This window comes from Asticcacaulis sp. P2_C5, assembly GCF_056404555.1.
This window is the reverse complement of the sequence record NZ_JBFUDU010000015.1, coordinates 108,768-125,323: the sequence shown is the minus strand read 5'-3', so window position 1 is coordinate 125,323 and position 16,556 is coordinate 108,768. Positions and strand designations below refer to the sequence as shown.

The 16,556-nt window shown below is 57.9% G+C and carries 20 protein-coding genes; 11 read left to right on the top strand and 9 right to left on the bottom strand.

Annotated features, from left to right (window positions below; translation table 11 throughout):
- Window positions 1–69: 69 nt before the first annotated feature.
- Entirely contained in the window at window positions 70–264 is a 195-nt protein-coding gene (locus AC1DXO_RS22695) for a hypothetical protein (RefSeq protein ID WP_476980477.1), read from the top strand.
- 57 nt (window positions 265–321) lie between these two features.
- Here AC1DXO_RS22695 and AC1DXO_RS22690 read toward each other — a convergent pair whose 3' ends face one another.
- Entirely contained in the window at window positions 322–1,062 is a 741-nt protein-coding gene (locus tag AC1DXO_RS22690; protein WP_476980476.1) for a GNAT family N-acetyltransferase, read from the bottom strand.
- Between the two features lie 286 nt (window positions 1,063–1,348).
- Here AC1DXO_RS22690 and AC1DXO_RS22685 point away from each other — a divergent pair, with 286 nt between their 5' ends.
- Entirely contained in the window at window positions 1,349–1,474 is a 126-nt protein-coding gene (locus tag AC1DXO_RS22685; protein ID WP_476980475.1) for a hypothetical protein, read from the top strand.
- Between the two features lie 171 nt (window positions 1,475–1,645).
- Here the strand turns inward: AC1DXO_RS22685 and AC1DXO_RS22680 are convergent, their stop codons facing one another.
- On the bottom strand, window positions 1,646–2,800 hold the full coding sequence (locus AC1DXO_RS22680) for a serine hydrolase domain-containing protein (RefSeq protein WP_476980474.1): 1,155 nt from the start codon (window positions 2,798–2,800) through the stop codon (window positions 1,646–1,648).
- Window positions 2,801–2,962: 162 nt separating this feature from the next.
- Between AC1DXO_RS22680 and AC1DXO_RS22675 the strand changes: the two genes are divergently transcribed.
- Window positions 2,963–3,346, top strand: coding sequence for an ATP-binding protein (locus tag AC1DXO_RS22675; RefSeq protein ID WP_476980473.1), 384 nt, complete (start codon window positions 2,963–2,965; stop codon window positions 3,344–3,346).
- Between the two features lie 19 nt (window positions 3,347–3,365).
- Here the strand turns inward: AC1DXO_RS22675 and AC1DXO_RS22670 are convergent, their stop codons facing one another.
- The 4 genes from AC1DXO_RS22670 to AC1DXO_RS22655 all read right to left on the bottom strand — a co-directional run bounded on the left by AC1DXO_RS22670 (window position 3,366) and on the right by AC1DXO_RS22655 (window position 7,475).
- Window positions 3,366–5,069 (bottom strand): serine hydrolase, encoded by a 1,704-nt coding sequence (locus AC1DXO_RS22670; protein WP_476980472.1) that lies wholly within the window; start codon window positions 5,067–5,069, stop codon window positions 3,366–3,368.
- Between the two features lie 25 nt (window positions 5,070–5,094).
- Entirely contained in the window at window positions 5,095–5,499 is a 405-nt protein-coding gene (locus tag AC1DXO_RS22665) for a hypothetical protein (RefSeq protein ID WP_476980471.1), read from the bottom strand.
- A 323-nt stretch (window positions 5,500–5,822) separates the two neighbouring features.
- Window positions 5,823–6,425, bottom strand: coding sequence for a hypothetical protein (locus AC1DXO_RS22660; protein WP_476980470.1), 603 nt, complete (start codon window positions 6,423–6,425; stop codon window positions 5,823–5,825).
- A gap of 42 nt (window positions 6,426–6,467) precedes the next feature.
- On the bottom strand, window positions 6,468–7,475 hold the full coding sequence (locus AC1DXO_RS22655) for a helix-turn-helix domain-containing protein (protein WP_476980469.1): 1,008 nt from the start codon (window positions 7,473–7,475) through the stop codon (window positions 6,468–6,470).
- 335 nt (window positions 7,476–7,810) lie between these two features.
- On the opposite strand from AC1DXO_RS22655, the gene AC1DXO_RS22650 reads away from it, so the two are divergent.
- The 3 genes from AC1DXO_RS22650 (at window position 7,811) to AC1DXO_RS22640 (ending at window position 9,357) form a co-directional block, all read left to right on the top strand.
- Window positions 7,811–8,263, top strand: coding sequence for a zincin-like metallopeptidase domain-containing protein (locus AC1DXO_RS22650; RefSeq protein WP_476980468.1), 453 nt, complete (start codon window positions 7,811–7,813; stop codon window positions 8,261–8,263).
- A 133-nt stretch (window positions 8,264–8,396) separates the two neighbouring features.
- Window positions 8,397–8,759: a hypothetical protein gene (locus AC1DXO_RS22645; RefSeq protein ID WP_476980467.1), complete on the top strand. Its 363-nt coding sequence runs from the start codon at window positions 8,397–8,399 to the stop codon at window positions 8,757–8,759.
- Between the two features lie 277 nt (window positions 8,760–9,036).
- Window positions 9,037–9,357 carry a hypothetical protein gene (locus AC1DXO_RS22640; RefSeq protein WP_476980466.1) on the top strand — a complete coding sequence of 107 codons (321 nt, stop codon included), beginning with the start codon at window positions 9,037–9,039 and terminating at the stop codon, window positions 9,355–9,357.
- Here the strand turns inward: AC1DXO_RS22640 and AC1DXO_RS22635 are convergent.
- Window positions 9,354–10,307, bottom strand: coding sequence for a TolB family protein (locus AC1DXO_RS22635; protein WP_476980465.1), 954 nt, complete (start codon window positions 10,305–10,307; stop codon window positions 9,354–9,356). The genes AC1DXO_RS22640 and AC1DXO_RS22635 overlap by 4 nt on opposite strands.
- Window positions 10,300–10,734: a hypothetical protein gene (locus tag AC1DXO_RS22630; RefSeq protein ID WP_476980464.1), complete on the bottom strand. Its 435-nt coding sequence runs from the start codon at window positions 10,732–10,734 to the stop codon at window positions 10,300–10,302. The genes AC1DXO_RS22635 and AC1DXO_RS22630 overlap by 8 nt, the downstream gene beginning before the upstream one ends.
- A 171-nt stretch (window positions 10,735–10,905) precedes the next feature.
- Here AC1DXO_RS22630 and AC1DXO_RS22625 point away from each other — a divergent pair, with 171 nt between their 5' ends.
- From AC1DXO_RS22625 to AC1DXO_RS22615, 3 genes are all read left to right on the top strand, one after another.
- A complete protein-coding gene (locus AC1DXO_RS22625; RefSeq protein ID WP_476980463.1) occupies window positions 10,906–11,826 on the top strand; it encodes an SLOG family protein in 921 nt (306 codons plus the stop codon).
- A 94-nt stretch (window positions 11,827–11,920) separates the two neighbouring features.
- Complete coding sequence (locus tag AC1DXO_RS22620) at window positions 11,921–12,295, top strand: acyl-CoA thioesterase (RefSeq protein WP_476980462.1); 375 nt, start codon at window positions 11,921–11,923, stop codon at window positions 12,293–12,295.
- Window positions 12,296–12,458: 163 nt separating this feature from the next.
- Window positions 12,459–13,304 (top strand): restriction endonuclease, encoded by an 846-nt coding sequence (locus tag AC1DXO_RS22615; RefSeq protein ID WP_476980461.1) that lies wholly within the window; start codon window positions 12,459–12,461, stop codon window positions 13,302–13,304.
- A gap of 222 nt (window positions 13,305–13,526) precedes the next feature.
- Here AC1DXO_RS22615 and AC1DXO_RS22610 read toward each other — a convergent pair whose 3' ends face one another.
- Window positions 13,527–14,120 carry a hypothetical protein gene (locus AC1DXO_RS22610; RefSeq protein WP_476980460.1) on the bottom strand — a complete coding sequence of 198 codons (594 nt, stop codon included), beginning with the start codon at window positions 14,118–14,120 and terminating at the stop codon, window positions 13,527–13,529.
- Window positions 14,121–14,688: 568 nt separating this feature from the next.
- Between AC1DXO_RS22610 and AC1DXO_RS22605 the strand changes: the two genes are divergently transcribed.
- Both AC1DXO_RS22605 and AC1DXO_RS22600 read left to right on the top strand, forming a co-directional pair.
- The gene (locus AC1DXO_RS22605; protein WP_476980459.1) at window positions 14,689–15,186 is read left to right on the top strand and encodes a hypothetical protein; all 498 of its coding nucleotides are present in this window, start codon (window positions 14,689–14,691) and stop codon (window positions 15,184–15,186) included.
- Window positions 15,187–15,993: 807 nt separating this feature from the next.
- Window positions 15,994–16,506 carry a hypothetical protein gene (locus AC1DXO_RS22600; RefSeq protein ID WP_476980458.1) on the top strand — a complete coding sequence of 171 codons (513 nt, stop codon included), beginning with the start codon at window positions 15,994–15,996 and terminating at the stop codon, window positions 16,504–16,506.
- The last annotated feature ends 50 nt before the right edge of the window (window positions 16,507–16,556 follow it).

The window sequence follows — 16,556 nt, the reverse complement described above, 5'->3', positions numbered from 1 at the left end:
AGCGCTTCGGACGTTTCTTTACATCCCCAATTCATATGAGATAGTGCCCACTGTTTGGGAGGGAAATTTATGAAACTAACAGCCGGACTGGCTATCCTTGCGGCATTTTTGGTTGCTGAGCCCACATTTGCAGAACCGGCCGCAGGCAATTGGACGGGTGCGATTGACGGCCATCTGGCAAGTCTTCTTCATTTGGAACAGCCCGCCGATGGTACGTTTACGCCACAGGGGCCAGAGCATCTCCAAATGCGCAGAAAATCGTAGCGACGGCGCTGGTTATTGCCTTTCCATTCAGGTCGTAGCCGAAGCGTAAGCGTCCGGTCATGCGGGTTGTTCCGGACGGGAGAAATATTCATAGCTGTAGGCGTCTGAAAACCGCAAGCTCTTGTACAGTGCCCTTGCTGGCGCGTTTTCTGCTTGAACCTGGAGATAGACTACTTTTGAACGTGCCTGCGATGCCCATGAACAGAGCGCTTTAGTGACAGCTCTTCCGTGTCCACGACATCGATGCGCTGAAGACACCACAACGTCGAATATTCCTGTCAATTCGCCGTCCAGGACAGCCATACCGAACCCGACTGCAGCCTCTTCATCATAGATCGTCGCGCTGGCTATTCGGCCGCGAATGTTCGAAACTATTTTCTTATGAGCCTCGGATCGTTTCAGGGACATCTGGCTGGCCGCAGCGAAACCGACTAGCCAACCATCATCCAAGCCCTCCGATATCACGATACTGGAGACGTTATCGCCTTGGGTTGGCACAGTAGTCATCACATTACACGGATCAACACTCGAATAACCGTTGGCCATAAGGATGCGACGCGACTCGTAACCGGCGAGCGGAGATAATCTAAAGAGGACTTCCTGTCCTATTTGGCCGTAATAGCGTTCGGCTGCTGCGAGAACTTGCTGAAAGGGCCTTATCGGAGCTACCGCGTACGCGGAGTTTGCACGTTTGGTATAGCCGTTTGCGCTTCGAAATTGCCATCCTCCATAATTTTCCACACTGAGAGCTGGCCACGCCTTGCAGCTAGCAATCTCCACCGCGCCAATCAAATCCATGGCTCTTTCCGACAAGTTTTCGTCCCTTTATTCTCGATACAACAGTGGGCCTCGAATGACGGTCCAAGGCAGTAGACTGGCCAGCTGCGATACCATTGTTGCTAATACAAAGGATAACATGAGCCAAATACCGTTCCGGCTCCAGGCCGTTGAGTTTGGCCGTTTATGCCGAACGGCGAACTATGCCGAATGGTCGTGTTTTTCCCGGTGTTTTTCATGACCAAGCGTCGATTTGCTCGGCATAGATATGGTCTTTCCGTCGCAGTTGGTGCGAAGGAGAGATGTTATGAAGACGATCGATTATCTGCAGCGCAGTACGCTTTACCGTAAACTGCTCTACGGTCCCTATGGCGATTTCGCACGTGTTTACGCTCCCCGTTTATCCGACAACGATTTGGCCCACCAGTGTTGATTTTCGCCTGAACTTGACCCTGCATGTTTGCCGCGGGTTGACCCAAGACTCCCTGGATCCCGTCAGGGGCTGATCGCCAAAACGAGTGTCAAAACGAAACGGAAATTCCGACCTTCACAGGGTCATTTTCTGAGGAAACTCAACACTCCGGTCTATGTACGGAGTTAGCCCTCAATGATGTTCTAGGGGCTCGAGTCCGGTGCCGCCGTGACTGTTTGGATGCATACGTTTCAATGAATGCCGAACAACCGGCTTGAATTCGTCAGTCTCGTGCGTCGTGAGCACGAGGATTCCTGCTTTTGATGGACGGTCGAACTGATATGAGCCACTGAAATGCCAAGTATGTCCACCGTGACCTATCGAAACGAGGTCGCTATCGCGGTTTCTCACAACGGCAAAGCCGATTGCGTCTCCGTATGCAAAATCTCCATCGGACGGCACTACAAGCCTGAATGAATCTTCAAGGGCGTTGTCAGATAGAACCGTTTCGGGCCCATATCCCATTTGGAAGCGCATCAGCTTTACCAGGTCTTCCAGGGTCGAGAAGGCTCCGCCCGCCGGTAGCCAAGGTGGCCGATGTGCCAATGGTTCATTCCCAAAGCCAAATTGCTTAGCGATCTGCTCGCTAACGGTGAAAGTCGTGTCGTTCATGCCTAGCGGTCTGAGGATTTTGGACTCTACGTACTCGACGTAAGGCCGTCCTGCCGCCCTGCTGAGCGCAAGCCCAAGGATCGAGTAGCCGCAATTTGAGTAAGAGCGGCGCGTCCCGGGTTCGAACTTGAACCTGTAGTGTTTAATATTGGCCGCCGCGCCGTCCTCCCACGTTGCGGGCAAGTCGTCATCCGGACTCGTGTTCCCCGTTGAAGCGGGCGGATTTATATCCTCGACATCTATACCGGATGTCATGGTCGCAAGCTGCATCAGGCTAACGGGAGGCGCCCAAGGGTACGGGTTCGGAATCTGCGAAAATTCCGGCACATACTTATCGACCCTGTCGGTCAGGTGAACTACGCCCCGGTCGACCAATTGCAGGAACATGATTCCCGTCAGGACCTTTGTGATCGACGCGATCGGATAAATCGTCTTCGAATTCGGCAATACGGCCTGCCGGTCGATAGTCGAGCCATAGTGCTTCTGGGCAACCAGTTGACCATTTTCGACGATACCAATGGACAAGGCATGGCCAGGCGCCTTTTCAGCGGCGGCCTTTATGGCGTCCTCGATTTTCGCGTAAAGCCCGGCATGTTGGGCCGGCTTGGCGCGCGCTGCCGTCGCGACGCTGGAGGAGGCCAGAGCCGCCGCAAGCCATTCCCGCCTTGTATGCATATTGCCTCGCAGATCGGTCTCTTTTGCTGAATCGCTTCTCTCACGGTATCATGTTTCCGTTATTGGCGCTGCCGTACGCGTCACATCGGACGCTTACAATGAGCGCGGCCTGTCACGCAGTGCCAGGGACCATGACCAGTTGTTCCCGACCCGGTTCCTCAAATGGACAGGGACGCACGTACGCTCGTCCTAGCTATCGAGGATGACGGCCCGGGGCTTTCGGAGGGAAGGTTCGACGAAGTTCTGAGGCGCGGCACTAGGCTAGACGAAAGAGATCCTGGCGGCGGGCTTGGTTTAAGCCTTGTAGATGAGCTCGTGAGGGCCTACGGCGGCACCCTCACGTCGGTACGAGGCGAATGGGACGGGGTACGCGTACAGGTGCGCTTGCCGGGGACCTTCGCGAGCAACCTGACGTCAGCAATGCATAACGACCAACAAGTGCTGTCTCTTCTCCTTGGAGCGTCCCCCCGTTATCGGCCGTTAAGCGCCCATTGCGGACACCAACAGCAATCACAGATTCGCCTTGGTCTGCTTAGACGCCAATAGTGTCTTGATTGTGAGAAGCCTACTTGCGGACGCCCTTGATGTCGCTGCCGCCCTGGTGCAGTACCATGTAGGCAACATTGCCTTTTTCGTCCTTGAAGAATTCGACCTGGGCATCGACGGCTTTAGCGAAAAACAGCGTATCGGATTGCGGAAAGACCGGGAGCTTACCCTGGCCTGTAGCCTGCGAAATCAGTTGGTCGCCTTCCAGGGTGAAAACGATGCTGAAAGTGGGCGTAAGCTCGTAGTTTCCGACATAGTTTTGCAGAATGCTTCTCTCGACATGGACTTCCTTGCGCACCGCGGGCATCGTCACGGTTTCGCCGTGCACCAGACGCAGAAGCGCGTTGTGAATAGCCGAAGCCGTCCCACCTTCGATGTTGTCAAGTACGATAATGTTTACATCGTCGTCCGGATAATGCGCCATTTCCGAATTGAAGCCGTTGATGGCGCCACCGTGCTCGATTGTGCTCCGTCCATCCTCGGAATGGATAGATAGGCCGTAGCCGTAGTCCGTCTTATATGGCGTGGTCATTTTCTTCAGCGAGGCGGCGGACAAGACCATTCCACCGAATAAGGCGTTCTCCCAGATTAGGAGGTCATGCGTGGTTGAATACATGGCGCCTGCAGAATAAGGCGTACCCATGTCGACATAGGCGGCGTTCTCCAAGCCATGCGCCCCAGGCGCGTATCCGAGCGCGCGATGCGGAAGCACCTCCGCATTGATGTCGTAGCCGGTCGAGTCCATGTGCAGCGGCGTCAGAAGGTTGGCTCTTAGAAAATCGGCATAGGTCTGTCCGCTGACCTTTTCGATGATTAGGCCCAGCAGGAAGTAATTTGAGTTGCTATAAGCCCAGCTACTGTCCGGTGCGAATTCAAGCGGCTTGTCGCGAAATAGTGCGAGAACATCTTTCGGCGTGGCTGCCTGCCTCGACAAGACCTGAAAACCGGGTTGGGCGGTGTAGTTGGGCAGGCCTGACGTATGGGTAAGGAGATTATGGATGGTGATCTTTTCCCAGCTGACCGGTGCGTCCGGCAGATAGGTCTTGATGAGGTCTTCCGTCTTCAACTTGCCGCGTTCCTCGAGGAGCAGAATTGCGGCGGCGGTGAACTGTTTGGTCATGGAGCCGATGCGCAGCTCGGCATCTGTCGTCATCGGCGTTCGCCATTCGAGGTCGGCATAGCCGTAAGCCTTATCGAACACGACCTTGCCGTGCTTGGTGACCAGAACGGTGCCCATGAACTGGTCGTTGGCCACATAGGTCCGGATGATTTCGTCCATCTTGGCAGTGTCCGCCGGACCGTCGGGCCGGGGTGGTGGTGGTGGCAGGTCCGCGAAAGTCGCGGCCGTGCTTCGCTTCATCGTTATCTGCGAGACATAGCCGCCCGGTCCCCACTGGAATTTGCCCGCCCATACCTCTTTCGCCGGGTCCCAATGCGCGTCAAATTGACCGCCGACGACCGGAACGGAGAAAACAAGATGATCGGGCGTGGCGGAAACGGCTTCGACCACACCGCTGAACGCCTTAGGATCCGGCTTGGACACCGGCTCCTCATGCGCCTCGAACAGCCCCGAATAGCCGCTGGCTGTTTTCTGGATATGAACAAGGACCGCCAAATGATCATCGATCACGCCTGCCCAACCGCCAGCGGCGTCTTCAGCATGCGCTCCGCTCGCGCCCAAGACGGCGGTCATTGTTGATAGCGCAAAGATCGAAGCCTTCATTTTTTCCCCTCCCAGTCGGACCGTTTCAATTGTCCTGGGTTCCCATGCCTTCGACCTTGCCGCCTGGTCCGACAAAGATGCCCCAAACCTGGGTGCCGTGCTCAAAGGTAACGCGCCACATTTCCCCTTGGCCTTGCACACCCAGAAATTCGAGCTTGGTGATCTTGCCCTTGGCGGTCAGCATCGGCTGAATCGCCGTGATTTGCTGGTGGCAAGCATCGAGCAGGCCTTGCCCCATAAGGTCAGCAGGACATTCACCTTTGGCGCTCGCCTCAAGCACCTTCTGCAAGATGGGACCGTTCGCGCCGGCAGGAGCTGATGAGGATGCCGACGCACTTGTCGAACTCGACACGGTCTGGGCCATCACGCCGGCCGGACAGAACGCAACGACGCAGAAGCTCATTTTCAGAATGGTATAAATGTTTTTCATTGCGAACCCCTCGGTTTTGCAAGTCGCAGTGCGCGATACATCGGCCGGAATAGCTCCCCGTCCAACTTGAACGCCGACCTAATTCAACTAAGGTTTAGGTAGGAAAGGCCGTGCCGCCATCTGCATTATTGCGAGCGATTGCTATAACTATCATCAGCACCGCTACTCAGCAACTGACGAAAAATTGGGACGGATATAAATTAAATTTGTGGCTAAAGATCGGAAGTACTACTTTGTCAGCAGATAGACGGCAGGACCGTCTTCGGCCGCGTAGCGCCCGTTCCGGACTATCTCGCCCCGCTTCATACCCAGGCGACTCCTGACTATCTTGAGTGACTTGTTCTCAAGCTAAGACGGCAACATGCTTCAATCGCCGCCGCAACATCTCGCTCATGCCGCCGCAAGGCCATGACCTCTTCCGCATCTGCAAGATCCAATAGTGGTCGCCGGGCTTCGATGCCGGCTCGCTCCCTCGTCCTAATGGCGTCTTCAATCAGCCGCCGCGTGCGTGCCTGCTCAAGGCCCGCCTTGATGAGTGCCATCACCTCCGGAGCATGTCGCAGAAGGAAGTATTGACCGGGACCAAGGGACCCGCTGTGACCTTCAGGGTAGGGTGAAAACACGGAATGCCGCGCGACATCGGTGGGATATTTTTCTGTCAGGTCGACTAGCACACCATCGGGACGCTTCCAGACGTAGTGAGGCAGAGCCTCGATAAACATGTTCGGCCAGTGGTGGATGTGAAATCCGAGAATCGGTTCGCCGCCAAGTTCAGCGATCGCCCGCGCGACGGTCGCGGCGCAGGCGCCGATCTCACCTGCCGGCTGCCAGGAAATCTTTCTGAATGGGCCAGAACCGAACGCGCGCTCGGCAGCGCGGCGACGGGAATGAGCGAGGGGAAGGGTCTGTAGTGGCGGAAACAACATGGACCCGACCAAGGACGAGACAATGTCCGCCGTCGCGGCGATTTATCGAAAGCTGGTCATTTTTGACGAATTGCCCAGCATTCTATCCGGCACGCCGGCTTGCTTTGAGCGCCACTGCGTCGGGGTGTCACCAATTACCTCACGGAATGCCCGATTGAACGCGCTCAATGAACTGAAACCGACATCAAAGGCGACAGCCGCTACAGTCGCTTTTCGGTCCAGATCGCCAAGTGCGCGGCAGGCGGCCTCGATACGGTAAGCATTGACGAATGCCGGAAAGTTGCGATGTCCCAGCCGATGGAGGATTAGCCGACGAACCGCATGTTCCGGGACCTTGCTTTCTTGTGATAACGTTCCGAGCGTAAGGCCTTCGCGTCGCCAGAGGCACCCTTCCGACATGGCGCTGACGATCGCCTGCAAGCGGGCATCCTCAAGGCCGGTATGTTCGCGATCTCGCGGGCGCGTTGGATTACGGCCATCGAACACCAGAACGGCGACCAGTATTGTCAGCGCCGCCAGGATAACCTGACGCTCCGGGTTGTGCCAGCCCTGGATAAGGCCGATGCGGCTCGCCGTGGCGGCGATGAGGTCGAGCACAATGGCGACGGCAACGATCAGGGTGGCCAGCACGATCGGGTAGCGTAACCGACGACGCCTCTCATCGAGATCGCCAGATCTCCCGGCGAAAAGCACAAAGCCGGCGTGGACGGGAACGCCGATCGCCAGGCCAAGATATCCTGCCAGGGCCACGCCGCGCACCGGGCCGACCCCATGCAGCGCAAGGACACCCAAGCCGATCATCGAGAGGGTTGGCAGCCAGATGCGCCAAGTCGGTTTCCGGTCCCGGAAGACGGTGTCAATTAGCACGCCGTAATAGCCCACGCTGCCGCAGACAAACGTGCCGAGCGAGACGCGCAGCCAACCAATGCTGCCAATGAACCGTCCGGCCGGACCTATCGCCAGGGCATAGGTCACCACGCTCATGCCGAAGAGAACGGCAGCGCCGCGAAACGTTCTGGTGCTCTTGCCGCGCAAAGCCCCAATCAGCATGGCAAAAACGATCCCAACAGTCAGCCCGCTCAGGAGTGATGCTGTAATGTCCGATGTGAAAATACTGAAGCCCCCGCGATTGTTCCGATGGATTGATACTATGAAACGCAAACGGAGGCTAATTTTGGTCGGTTGGTCGCGTTGGCATCCGAACTTCGCCGGTTTAAGTACCTACTGCGAGCTATCGAACGTCTCGTCGAAAGTCCCCTTGTGGGCGATAACGGCCAAACCCGAGGCGTCCGCCGGTCGAGTATGGGCGCCGGGCGCGTTCAGTTGCGGCGCTGGGTCCGTCCATTTTTGATGCTACCGTTAAAAGACCCTTAACCTCAGCAACAATGATTGCTGAAATTGCTCCTAATTATGCCGCCAAATCGATCCAAGAACCGTTGACCCATAATGGCCGACCCTCACCACTAGGCATAATCCGGCATTCGGCATTATGGGCATTATGGGCATTATGCCGATATCGGCATAACGGGCATGCCACAGGCGCGAAGCACCGTTTGGACCGTTTCGTCCCCAACGAGACCCGAGAAGACTATGCGCGCGAGGAACTGGTTGCCGAATTGACGTCGCACCTGACATCCCTGCACCTCGGCATCAATCCCAGCCACAGCGTCTTTGCCAACCACGTCGCCTATCTCGGGTTCTGGGCGAAGATCCTGAAGGACCGGCCGACCGAACTCCTGAAGGCGGCGGGCAAGGCCCAGGCGGCTGCGGATTTCATCCTGAAGTTTCGGGATGCCGCGTCTGCGGGCATCGGGGAATCTTCCCCGATCGCTGCCTGAGCCAGTTTGTATGGCGGCGGGCTTTACTTGTATGGGTCCGCCGTGCCTCTTTCCATCAGTTGATTCTGCATCGACACTGTGAAATCAATCCTTTTGACCAAAGAAAGCGTTTGCGGCCCGCGCAAATATTGCCATGACCCTCGATGAGCTCCGAAAATTCATTTCAGATACGAGGCGCCATGAAGGCGTCAGCTGGTATCTGCGCGATGACTCACCGCTCAACCAGCTGGGCCTAATGTATACGCTTACCGTATTCGATGATGCTGGCCAACTCCTGGAGCAGATACCCTTTATCGAAGAGCGTCTCGGCCACCAGGTTCCCGAGGAACAGATCGCGCGTATCTGGTCGGCGCGCGAAAAGGCCGGCATCAATCCCGGCTTCGTGCGGAACTTCCGGCCTGCGGCCGGTGAGACCCCGAAATCGCATTTCGAGGCCTGCCGGCGGCGCTGGCTGGCGACCGGACCGCAACGGACTTTGCGCCGTCTCATAAGTTGAAGGTCAAAGGTTCAGGTCGGCCCCGCGACCAGAAATTTCAACAACACAAGGGCTTAAGACAGAATATTCACTAAGGAGCGGATGATTTGTTCTTTAGCCCAGTTAGACACGCTGTAAAAAAATGCGGATTTCCCTGCGAAAGTCGTCCAGGCCGTCAAATTCTATTGGTAGAGTGCATCGAATTTTGATGTGAACGCGCCGCTGGCATATTTCGCTCGACGTTCAATCGGCGTATCTCGGAGTGAGGGAAGATGGAGGCGGACCTTGGAGACATGTCATGGTCATGAGCCAAGCGCTCGATTACTTCTCCCGCGTGGAACAGGGGCGAAGCACCGCCGCCGATGCGAAAAAAGCGGTCATGGATTTAATGCCGGCCCTTTGTGAAGAGTTTGTCCCTTCCGATCTTCGGCAAAAATTTTCGGACTGCGTCGTGAATGTTTTGGACCACCTTGTAGCGTTCAACATCACGGCCGACGTTGCCAAGATTGAGCTGTCCGCTCTCGTTGGTGCCGCCATGAGGGGCGACGGGGCGATGTTGAAATCGATCTGTCCGCCTACACCCTGGCGCGTCGACCGACGCCAAGGCCTACCGAATTAGCACGACGGAAGTTTCGCTGTATGCTTCGTGGAGGCGACCGGTAAGATGGCGCGCGTAGCGATCCAATACATATCCCACATTTGGGTCCCGAGCTTGCTTCGCGCAAATGTCAGATAATGCCCATCCGGGGTGACTTCTGCGGCATCTTCATCGTCGGCCGTGTTGATGGCTGGTCCGAGATTCCGAGGCGCCGACCAGGAATTGGCGGCGCGTAAACTGATATATAGATCCAGGCCGCCATACCCGCCGGGGCGATTGGATTTAAATATCAGATAATCGCCAGACGGCCCCACATAGCCGTCCCATTCGTTGGCCGCTGTATTGATGTCTGGACCGAGGTTTTTCGCGGGCAAATACCCGCCGGCATCAAATCTCGCCATGTACAGGTCTGCGCCTCCCAGGCTGTCAGGACGGTCTTCGGCAGCGAAATACAGGTCTCCGTTTGAGATAACCTGCGGATGCCATTCGTAGCCGTCGCCGTTCACGGCATTGCTCAGGCGGACGGGTTCAGACCATCCACCATCTGTCCGTTCCACCTTCCAAATGTCGGTACCCTTGCTTGGTGGCCTCGTCGAAACGAAATACAGCGTACGGCCATCCGGGGAAAACGACGGTTCGGTGTTAACGCCGATGTTTGAAAAGCCGGCCAGAGTAGGCGATTGCCATCTGCCGTCCTTGTAGACGGATCGCATGATCTGCGGGCCGGAGGCACCCAATAGCGTGAAAAACAGTTCCCCTCCCTTTGGATCAATCGCGGCAACGCGCTCGTTAGTCTCCGGAAACGAAATCAGACCCGCACCGAAGGGCAACGCCTGATCAACACCGGGTGGCGTACCAAGACCTTCATATGAGGCGGTGCTCTCGCAGACAGGATCTTTAACGTCCGTCGCGGCATGAGTTGTCGATGCTACGCTCACTGCCAACAGCGTGACTACAATGGTTTTAATCATAGCTGAGCCCGGACAATAAAGATGAGCCACTAAAAAGCGCCAACTTCATCCAATGTGCAAATTGCAAATTGTTAACCAAGGGCTGCCCTTCCTTCGCATTCGCTCTATGCGAGTCCAGATTTCGGACCAAGCCCAGGAAAAAGCCGACGACTGACCTATTATTTACGACGGACACGGCCGGGCTTTGGTTTGGCGACACGCGGAACACTACGCTGGAACCGAGCCGTTTCTTTTCCATGGTGATCCGGTAATCGGGGGATGGATGGCCACATGCAGCGTCGTTGAACGTCGGATTTCCCGGCGTTTCGATAGACGGCAGGCGAACTCCTGTACGGCTCAGGGCCTGGTGGGCAGCGACGGACGGGCGTCGCGTCACGTTTTCATCCTTGCAAGTAGAACCGGTGGCCTCGCCGCCGACGATCGCCATGCCTCCTTGACCGCATCCCCTGCCATGGTCGGATTGCCTTTGGGCAAGGGTCGGGACGAGCGCGCAAGCGCGCCCTTGCCCTGTCAATCCGCCGTGGCGGACGGGGTGCGGAGGCAAGGCGAACCGCAGCCTCCCCGGGATGCCGGTTCTCTTCTTTGCAAGGTCCTCACCATGAACGCTCTTCTTTCCACTCTCGATCTCAGCGCCTACGACACAGCCTGCGCCCACGCCCAGCACGAACTCCCCCATCCGGTCCAGGCGGAGGTCGAAAGCCTGGGTCACAACATCGCCAACGAAGTGCTCGATGCCTTCCTCAACACCGCGCTCGAGGAGCAGGTCCCTGCCCTGATGGAGGGCCTGATCGGCGGGCTGCATAGCGCCATCCTGCGGCTGCAGCGGGAGGCCGACCGGTCCGGTGACGACGTGCGACGCCTCAACCGCGACTTCGACGGTTCGGAGATCAAGGATGTCGAGCTGCAGGAGGCGCACCTCAAGTTCAACCGCGCCGAGGCCGTGGTCATGATCGGTGAGGTTCTGCGCGACGCGATGGCCGACACCTATACCCAGCAGACCGGCGAAGTCTGGACGCCCTGGCGGGGCTCGGCACGCAACCATGCCACCAGCCAGGCGCAGATCGAGGTTCGCGAGGCTTTGCGGGCTCGCCAGCGTCGTGAACAGGCCCTGGCCGATCCCGGCGCGCACGTGGTCGTCTTCCGCGGTGCCCGCAATGCCAAGTCGCAGGTCGACGCCATGCGCATATACGATGCGCTCAACTGGGCCCTGGCGCAGTATCCGGACATGCGGCTGGCCACGACCGGCAACTACGGGGCCGAGCAGATCGCCTTGAAGTGGGCGCGGGACAAGCGCATCAATCCGATCATCGCCAAGGCCAATTTCGACCGGTTCAAGTCGGCCGCCCCGTTCCGGGCCAATGACGAACTGATAACCATGGACCCAGTCCTGGTGCTCACTCTGGAAGCCACGCTCGATCCGACGGTCGCTGCCGAAGGCGCCTTTGGTCCTGCGGTTCGTATCGCTGAAGCTGCGCGAGGCCGGGGCATTCGCGTGGTGGCGGTTACGGCCAGGAAGTAGGCGTCCGGGTCCCGGGCTCCGCCTCGGGACCATTTCCCCGTCTGGACGTTTGCCGCCGGCGCGGTTATAGCGGCGGCATTCAGGGGAGGTGCCGGTGAGCGAGGTTCTGTATTCACGCGAGGACAAGGTGCGCGACAGCGAGGTCGACATGCACCAGGGCGTCAACAACTCGATCTATTTGCAGTACCTTCAGCATGCCAGGCACGAGTTTCTGCGCGCGCGCGGCGTCGATATCGACGTCCATGTGCCGGTCGTTATGGAGGCGCACGTCAAATACCTGGCGTTTCTTACGGCAAACGACCGCTACCGCGTCGACATCCGGGTCACCCGCGACAAGCTGACCTGGCATTTCCTGTCCGACATCATCAATCTCGGAACCGGCAAGACCGCCGTCAGTTCCGACCTGCACGTCGTCTTCTTCAAGGACCGCCGCCCGTCGCGCGACAGTGTCCTCGACCTGCCGGTATAGATCGCCGCTGGTGGTTCGTGGTCGTGCGGCCGTTTCGCATCCGTTGGGGTCGGTCTGCCGCACGTGATGCCGTCTTGCACCGCTTGCGTTGAATTGGCCCCATTTTACCCCCTGTAATGCACCCTAGGCCTTTGACACACTCCGGCTTCTCTGGAGGTGTTGCATGGTCCGCTCCCGTAAGCCCGACCTGGTCGATTGGATCAGGATTTTCAGTCGCATTCCGCCCGTAGTCACCCTGCCGTTGGCTATTGGCAGCTTTCTGGTATGCCACCATTTTGCGGCTGTGGCCGTGGTGCCGGCTAGCGGGCCAGCAGCGGCAGCGGACGCTGCGGCATTGAGCATCGTGAGGGTTGCCGCCCTGGTCTTCCAGTACCTGGTGCCATTCTGTCTCGTCATGTCGGCCGTCCTTTGGGGCGTGGGGTATGTCGAGCGGCAGCGTCATCGCAGGCTCGCGCAGGCGTCATCGTCTCCGGAGGTCCTGGCGGGCCTGTCCTGGTCCGATTTCGAAAAGGTGGTCGCCCAAGGCTTCTCGACACACGGCTTTTCCGCGCAGCTTACCGCCGAAGGTGGCGATGGCGGGATCGACATCGTTCTTGAGCGGCAGGGGCAGCGGTATCTCGTCCAGGCCAAGCATTGGCGCGCGCGGTCGGTCGGCGTCGAAGTCGTCCGGGCGCTCTATGGCGTCGTCTGCGCGGACGGTGCTTCCGGCGGCTATGTCGTGACCTCCGGGGTGTTCACCAAGGCGGCCAGTGATTTCGCCGCAGGCAAACCGATCTGGCTGGTGAGCGGGCAGAGGCTGAGGAATTTGCTGGCAGCCGGGCGCGCTTCTGTTCCGGGCCGTCTGGTATTGGATCGGTTGCCCAATCCTATGTCGGACTCGGATATTCCTTGCCCACTCTGCGAGCGTCCCATGGTGCTGCGCGAGGCCCAACAGGGTGTGCATCAAGGCAAGCGGTTTTTCGGGTGTTCGGGATTTCCAGGCTGTTCGGGCGTTCGCGCCGTCGATTGAGGGACGACAGGTCGAATGGTTTTGACGGGCGCGGGCCAGTGGAGCTTTCGAAGACGGCACGTGTTCACATGCTTGCAAGATGATTGCTGTGAATCCGCTTGGGGCCGGCGTATCTCTCGACCGAATTTGCGACGACCTGGCGTCTGCGGCGTAGTGGCAAGAATAGGCTCAGCCAGCTAGCGCCAGAAAAACCAGCCGTTTTCCTTACGGCTTCAAATCGTTTTAGCGAAGCATCAGCAGGAAAACACAGCCGTCAATATGGGACTTCATCTCATTTAGAGCGCGCATCTTGTTTTGGTCGGATGCGAGCTGTGGATCAGCGGACAGCTGAGCGAACGCTTCCGGGTCTTCCATTTTCATAGTGTCGGGCTCCACAAAAGCGAATAGTTGCGCGCCGTGACGTGATCCAACAACCCCTGGATAAAACATGCTCGATTGCGCGTAATGCCAACCATCCTCAGAGAAGAAGCTGGCTTTGAGCGCGGTGAGGCTCAGACATCCATCCAAATCTGTTTTGAAAGGTATCTTTTGACCAGCGTAAATAATCTCAGTCGACTCTGCAGAATAACAGAGGCTTTTTTCTGAAGTGTCCTTTTTCAAATGGCACTGTTCAATCAACTGGACAACATTCAAGCTTTTGTACGTTTTTGCTGCCTTAGCATCTTCGGATGATTTCATGACGAAGGTTTCGGCGCCAGCGTCTGGTTCGAACTTCGTATCCATGATGCTTTCGATGTCTGCCTGCGTTGTCTTGTCACGATCGAAGCTCGAAACCAATGACAGCATTGCCCGTTTGAAATCCGGAAAGTCACTCATCTTGGACCTCCAAGCCTGCACCTCAGCAGGATCAGGCTTCGAGGGGCCGGCTTGCGTTTGAGCGTGCACGTTTCCCGCCGCAGCGAAAGCAGCGAGACACGTCACGATTACGCTCATCTTCCAAAAGGTCATCTCGCCCCGCAATCCAATTCACTATGAGCATATCACAGACCGTCAGACTCAGCCACGAGGCCTAGGCCCCAGAGAGATTCCGTCCAGTCGCGGATCAGCTTGCGGTCCGCGCCGCGAATGAAGGGCTTCGCGGGCCTTCGTTCTCGCGCGGGTGGGCATCGACAGCCATATTGAGGAGTTATGCAGCCTCGGAGGCTTCGCGAGGTGGCGGCAACAGACTGGGGTGTAGCGGCATTAGTTACCATCCTGCCTGGAAAATTTCAGACACTTGGGCCCGTCGTCAGTGGTCAAGGCGGGCGTTGCGTCAGGCTGCGCCTGCCGCCGGGCTCGTCGTCTGCGATGGAGCCCCGTTCCGGGTCTCCACCCTGCGGGCTCGATCCCTAACGCGGAGACGTGGCGAGCGGCCGCGAAACTTGACAGTTGCGCAGGGCGGGACATGATCTCTATCATGAAGCACCCCCACGACAGGTTTGGACTGGAGATACTCGTCGAATTGATCTCGACCGAGCAGAGCCAGTCACCTGACGGATACCCAACCGATCGCATCGAAGTTCGGCTTTGCCTGTCCCTATCCCTGGCGCGAATGGCTGGGCTGGAAGGGCTCACGCTTCACCTGGACCGCAGGGACTTTGGCTGGCTCTGCAACGCAAGAGGGATCGACCGGCTGAGCAATGCGGCCTCGGTCATGACGGTAGAGGGGATCGCGGTTCGGCGCGCCAAGCCCGGTCTGGAGACCCACATCACGGGTATGTTTGCCGACGGCCGCGAGGAAGGGATGCATCCCTTCCCGGTTGTCGGCGATCCGTCGCTGATCCCTGGCTTTGTCCACCATGTTCCGACCGATGCGGAGAAGGTAGCGATGCTTGAACGGTTTAGGTCGGCGGGGCTAAAGACCGCACTGCATGTGATACCGGAAAGCGGTACGGTGCATTGAGCTCGACGCGGCGGTTCCGGGCCGCGGCGTTGGGTGCGGGGAGGGCACGAGAGGGTGGTCTCCCCTAGATCCCATCGATGGCATGTTCGTCGCGGCGGCGGACGGGTGTCAGGTTGACCGTGCGATCAGCTTACTTTGCACTTTTGCCGACATCTGAGCGAAGATCGCCGTTGTAGTTCAATGAGTAGCCGGCCTGCCTTAAATCCTGCAAGCTCAAGAGGGCTATGACTGGCGGAGCGTCGGGGTTGCTCGGTAGAGGGCGGCCGTCAATGTCATAACGAAAGCTCGCAGCTTCGAACACGCCAGGATTACGTGGATCCTTGGTCACGCGAAAGGGTGCGTCGCTGTCAGCAACTCGTACCCACGCGCTATCATAGAGGCGAACAGTCATAACAGAATCTCGAAACCTGGCACATTTGGCTATCTGATTGCGGCAGAGGTGGCAATTAAATTGCAACGGGAGGACAGGGCTCCGATCGGCGGCATGACGACAAGCCGGAAGGCGGCGTCCACGAAGGCGTTGAAGCGAAATCGTGGTGTCACAGGGAGTGAATCTCGCATCGGCCCCGTTTAGAAATCGTTTGGGCGCAAGAGACTGTCCAAACGGGATATCATGCGGGCGAGCCGGCAATCCTGACACTGCGATAGTCTCAAGATTGTTTCTCCTTCGGCACTTCCGCCCGGCGAATGCATTTTCCTAAATCGGTGAGGTCGCCGCAGTCACCCCCCCTCGAATGCGGCGCGTTCCCCTGCAATAGGGAAGAGGCGAGGGCCGGGCCCTGTGCACTTACGCACAGGAGACACCCGATGACCGACTATCATTCCCCGACTGTCGTCCAGCCCGATCTTGCGGTGACGGACATGACGCCGCTTGAGTATCTCGTCCTCCGCCACATGTTCGAGCATGAGGAAACGAACGGCGAAGCCTATTTCTTTTCCACCTTCGGGATCGACGAGACGCCGGCGATCGACGTCGTCGAACTGCAATCGGCCCTGGCGAAGAGCTGGGATCGCGATAGCCTTCTCAACGCCGTGACCAAGGACCTTCTCAATGTGGTCGCGGTGGAGCCCGGCGCTATGACCGTCGATCTGACGGCCAGCCACTACGGCTCGTTTCCCGAGACCATCTTCCAGGACGTGGTCCGCCGCTCCGCACGGCTCGACTACGTGACCCTGACTACGTCCTATACCTGCACGAAGATGCGGCCCGATGGTTTCGGCGGCTGCGCCACCCTGATCAGTGCGCACAGTGTGATGTCACGCACGACGGAAGAGATCCTGGCCGAATTCGTCGATCTTGTCAGCCGGGCCGAAGGCTGAAAGGAAGAGGGGAGGGCCGGTCGGATGCTCCCTCTCGCTGAAAGGAATAT

What these genes read in the sequence shown, in the direction of transcription:
- AC1DXO_RS22605 (WP_476980459.1), top strand. Translation starts at nt 14,689, where the DNA reads ATGATCTCTATCATGAAGCACCCCCACGACAGGTTTGGACTGGAGATA.
- AC1DXO_RS22655 (WP_476980469.1), bottom strand. Translation starts at nt 7,475, where the DNA reads ATGCTGATTGGGGCTTTGCGCGGCAAGAGCACCAGAACGTTTCGCGGC.
- AC1DXO_RS22685 (WP_476980475.1), top strand. Translation starts at nt 1,349, where the DNA reads ATGAAGACGATCGATTATCTGCAGCGCAGTACGCTTTACCGTAAACTG.
- AC1DXO_RS22630 (WP_476980464.1), bottom strand. Translation starts at nt 10,734, where the DNA reads ATGGCGATCGTCGGCGGCGAGGCCACCGGTTCTACTTGCAAGGATGAA.
- AC1DXO_RS22695 (WP_476980477.1), top strand. Translation starts at nt 70, where the DNA reads ATGAAACTAACAGCCGGACTGGCTATCCTTGCGGCATTTTTGGTTGCT.
- AC1DXO_RS22650 (WP_476980468.1), top strand. Translation starts at nt 7,811, where the DNA reads ATGATTGCTGAAATTGCTCCTAATTATGCCGCCAAATCGATCCAAGAA.
- AC1DXO_RS22665 (WP_476980471.1), bottom strand. Translation starts at nt 5,499, where the DNA reads ATGAAAAACATTTATACCATTCTGAAAATGAGCTTCTGCGTCGTTGCG.
- AC1DXO_RS22610 (WP_476980460.1), bottom strand. Translation starts at nt 14,120, where the DNA reads ATGAGTGACTTTCCGGATTTCAAACGGGCAATGCTGTCATTGGTTTCG.
- AC1DXO_RS22690 (WP_476980476.1), bottom strand. Translation starts at nt 1,062, where the DNA reads ATGGATTTGATTGGCGCGGTGGAGATTGCTAGCTGCAAGGCGTGGCCA.
- AC1DXO_RS22600 (WP_476980458.1), top strand. Translation starts at nt 15,994, where the DNA reads ATGACCGACTATCATTCCCCGACTGTCGTCCAGCCCGATCTTGCGGTG.
- AC1DXO_RS22625 (WP_476980463.1), top strand. Translation starts at nt 10,906, where the DNA reads ATGAACGCTCTTCTTTCCACTCTCGATCTCAGCGCCTACGACACAGCC.
- AC1DXO_RS22635 (WP_476980465.1), bottom strand. Translation starts at nt 10,307, where the DNA reads ATGATTAAAACCATTGTAGTCACGCTGTTGGCAGTGAGCGTAGCATCG.
- AC1DXO_RS22640 (WP_476980466.1), top strand. Translation starts at nt 9,037, where the DNA reads ATGGTCATGAGCCAAGCGCTCGATTACTTCTCCCGCGTGGAACAGGGG.
- AC1DXO_RS22615 (WP_476980461.1), top strand. Translation starts at nt 12,459, where the DNA reads ATGGTCCGCTCCCGTAAGCCCGACCTGGTCGATTGGATCAGGATTTTC.
- AC1DXO_RS22660 (WP_476980470.1), bottom strand. Translation starts at nt 6,425, where the DNA reads ATGTTGTTTCCGCCACTACAGACCCTTCCCCTCGCTCATTCCCGTCGC.
- AC1DXO_RS22670 (WP_476980472.1), bottom strand. Translation starts at nt 5,069, where the DNA reads ATGAAGGCTTCGATCTTTGCGCTATCAACAATGACCGCCGTCTTGGGC.
- AC1DXO_RS22645 (WP_476980467.1), top strand. Translation starts at nt 8,397, where the DNA reads ATGACCCTCGATGAGCTCCGAAAATTCATTTCAGATACGAGGCGCCAT.
- AC1DXO_RS22675 (WP_476980473.1), top strand. Translation starts at nt 2,963, where the DNA reads ATGGACAGGGACGCACGTACGCTCGTCCTAGCTATCGAGGATGACGGC.
- AC1DXO_RS22680 (WP_476980474.1), bottom strand. Translation starts at nt 2,800, where the DNA reads ATGCATACAAGGCGGGAATGGCTTGCGGCGGCTCTGGCCTCCTCCAGC.